1 protein-coding gene is annotated in these 3,013 nt (G+C 69.9%); it reads right to left on the reverse strand.

Going from position 1 to position 3,013, the window contains the following annotated elements; genetic code table 11:
• Nucleotides 1–645: 645 nt before the first annotated feature.
• Nucleotides 646–3,000 (reverse strand): DUF11 domain-containing protein, encoded by a 2,355-nt coding sequence (locus FDZ70_08650; GenBank protein ID TLM72181.1) that lies wholly within the window; start codon nucleotides 2,998–3,000, stop codon nucleotides 646–648.
• Between the last annotated feature and the right edge of the window lie 13 nt (nucleotides 3,001–3,013).

Raw genomic sequence — 3,013 nt, forward strand, 5'->3', positions numbered from 1 at the left:
TCCGCGCGCTGTACGAGGCGCGGGCGCTCATCGAACTCGATGCGGCCGACCCGTCGCCCGCCGCCTCGGCCGTGCGCTGGTCGGGCGACCCGGTCGCCCGGGTCGCGTTCGTCAAAGGCGTTCCGTCCGAGGCGGACCGCACGGACGGGTCGGCGTTCGCGGGACCGTACGGCGAGGCGGCCGCGAAGGCGGCCGCGGCGCTGGGGATCGGCGACGGCGGGCTCTTCCTCACCTGCTCGCGCCCGGACGCCGCCGCGAGCGCCGGCGAGCGCGCGGAGCGCCTCGGCCTGCAGATCGAGGCGGTCGACCCCGCGATCGTCGTCGCCACGGATGCGGAGGCGGCCGCCGACCTCGCCGCGGCGTACGGCCTTGCGGCCCTGCGGCCCGGTACACCCGTCGCGCACCTCGGCCGCACCCTGCTGGCCGTGGACGGCCTCGAGGCGTCGCTCGCCGACGAGGCCCGCAAGCGCCGCGTCTGGGCGCAGCTCAAGACGCTCGCTCCCCGCGCGGACTGACCGGCACGGCCTCCTTCGGAGGGCGAAGGAAGAGCCGCCCCGTCGCCGGAACGGCCCTTCCCCTCGCCGGATCGCCCCGAAGGGCGGCGGTGCACACACCTCCCGGAGGAGAGGTGGCGCCCCCTATGGGTCACGCCTCATGCCTGCCCAGGCGCCTCAGTGAGACGCCGACCAGGGCAAGGGCGGCGATCAGCAGCAGGGCCAGTGCGCCCTCGCTGCCGGTGAACGGCAGGAACTCCTCACCTTCCGACACCCGGACGCGCACGCGCCAGTTGTCGGTGTCGTTGTACGGGTTGTAGTCGTCGTCGGCCTTGACCACCACGACGTTGTCCACGTACGTCGTCCCGACCGGCAGGTCGGAGGCGATGCGGACCTGGTAGTGGACGCTGCGGCTCTCGCCCGCGTACAGCGGGCCCGCGTCCGTCCAGACGATCTTGCCGCCCGACACCGTGCCGCCCGGCGCGCTGACGACGGTGGCGAGATCCTCGTCGTAGTCGTCGGTGACGACGATGTTCCAGGCGATGTTCGTGGAGACGTTCGTGTAGGTGATCGTGTAGTTCACGAGCTCGCCGGGATCGGCCTCGGTCTTGTCGGCCGACTTGTCGACCGCGACGTCGGGCTCACCGAACGGCAGGAACGGCTCGACGATGACCTCTGCTTCGTCCTCGACCGGGCCGACGCCACCCTGGAGCGGGTCGGTCGCGGACGCGATGGCGACGTTGATCAGGTCGTCGGTCGGGACCGTGTCGTAGGTGAACTCGACGCTGTTGCCCTCGAAGGCGGGCAGCGTGTCGACGTGGTGCGTCTGGCCGTTGGTGTCCGTGATGTCGACGTCGGTCAACGTCACGTCACCGGTGTTGGTCACGACGATCCTCCAGTGCGCCGTCTCACCCTCGAAGTTCAGCTCCGAGTCGGTGTAGATGCCGTCGCCGTCGTAGTCGACGGTCTTGGCGATCTCGAGCGCCGGGGCGATCGTGTCGACCGATGCCTCATCGGTGGCCTCGAGTTCCTGCTCGAACGGGTCGAGCGCGGTGACGACCACCGTGTTGACGGTGTCGCCCGCGGGCACCCGGTCGTAGTTGAACTCGACGCTGTTGCCCTGTCCTGCGGGCAGCGTGTCGACGTGGAAGGACTCGCCGTTGCTGTCGGTGACGTCCACGTTGGTGAGCGTGACGTCGCCGGTGTTGATCACGACGATCTTCCAGTGGGCGGTGTCGCCGAGGTAGCTCGTCTCGGCTTCGGAGAACGTCCCGTCACCGTCGAAGTCGACCGTCTTGACCACGGCCAGGCCGGGGTCGATCACGTCGACGGACGCGGAGTCGGTCGCGCTCAGCTCGGCGCCGAGCGGGTCGTAGGCGAGCACGCCCGCGATGTTGGTGAAGTCCGCGGCCACGTCGGCGGTGTCGTAGGTGAACACCGCGTCAGGTCCGCCGGCCGGCAGCGTCATCGGGCCCCACGTGTGGCCGAGGTCGGTGACCACGACGTTCGTGAGGTCGACGTCACCGGAGTTGTGCACGGTGACGATCCAGTGCGCCGTCGAGCCGGTGTAGTAGGTCTCGGACTCCGAGAACGTGCCGTCGCCGTTGAAGTCGACGGTCTTGGAGATCGTCACGCCCGGCGTGAACGGCTCGACGGACGCGGTGTCGGAACCGGTCACGGGGTTGCCGAGCGGGTCGATACCTACGGCCTCGGCGAGGTTGGTGAAGTCGCTGAACACGGTGGACGAGTAGTCGAAGGTGCGGGATGCGCCGGCCGCGAGGTCGAACAGCGGGAAGTCCTCGCTGCTCGAGTCGCCGAGGTCGACGTCGGTCAGCGGCACGTCGCCGGTGTTGGTCACGACGATCCTCCAGTGGGCGGGGTTGCCCGCGTAGCCGATCTCGGACTCGCCGTACACGCCGTCACCGTCGAAGTCCACGGTCTTGGCGACGCTGATCGCCGGGGCGATCACGTCGACCGCGGCCGTGTCGGACGCGGTGTACTCGCGCTCGAGCCGGTCGTACCCGGTCGCCGTCGCCTCGTTGACGAGGTCGTGGCCGGGAACGGTGTCGTACTCGTACGTCACGCCGGGGCCGCCCGCCGGCAGCTCGGCGATGACGTGGTCCTGGCCGTTCGTGTCGGTCACGTGCACGTCGTAGAGCGCGACGTCGCCGGGGTTCGTGACCACGACACGCCAGTGAGCGGTGCTCGCGGCGTAGCCCTGCTCGAGCTCGCCGTACGCGCCGTCACCGTCGAAGTCGACGGTCTTGGCGATCTGGATCGCAGGAGCGATCAGGTCGACCGATGCGTCGTCGGTGTCGCTCACCGGATGGCCGAGCGGGTCGGTCCCGGTGGCGGTGGCGGTGTTGAGGGTGTCGCCGGCCGGTGTGGTCGAGTAGGTGATATCGACCGGAGCGCCACCGGCGGGCAGCGCGAACGGAGGCCACGTCATGTTCGACGAGTCGTCGAGCACCACGTTCGCCAGGTCCGTGTCGCCCACGTTCGTCACGACGATCTTCCAC

It is taken from the genome of Actinomycetota bacterium (genome assembly GCA_005774595.1).
GTDB lineage: Bacteria > Actinomycetota > Coriobacteriia > Anaerosomatales > D1FN1-002 > D1FN1-002.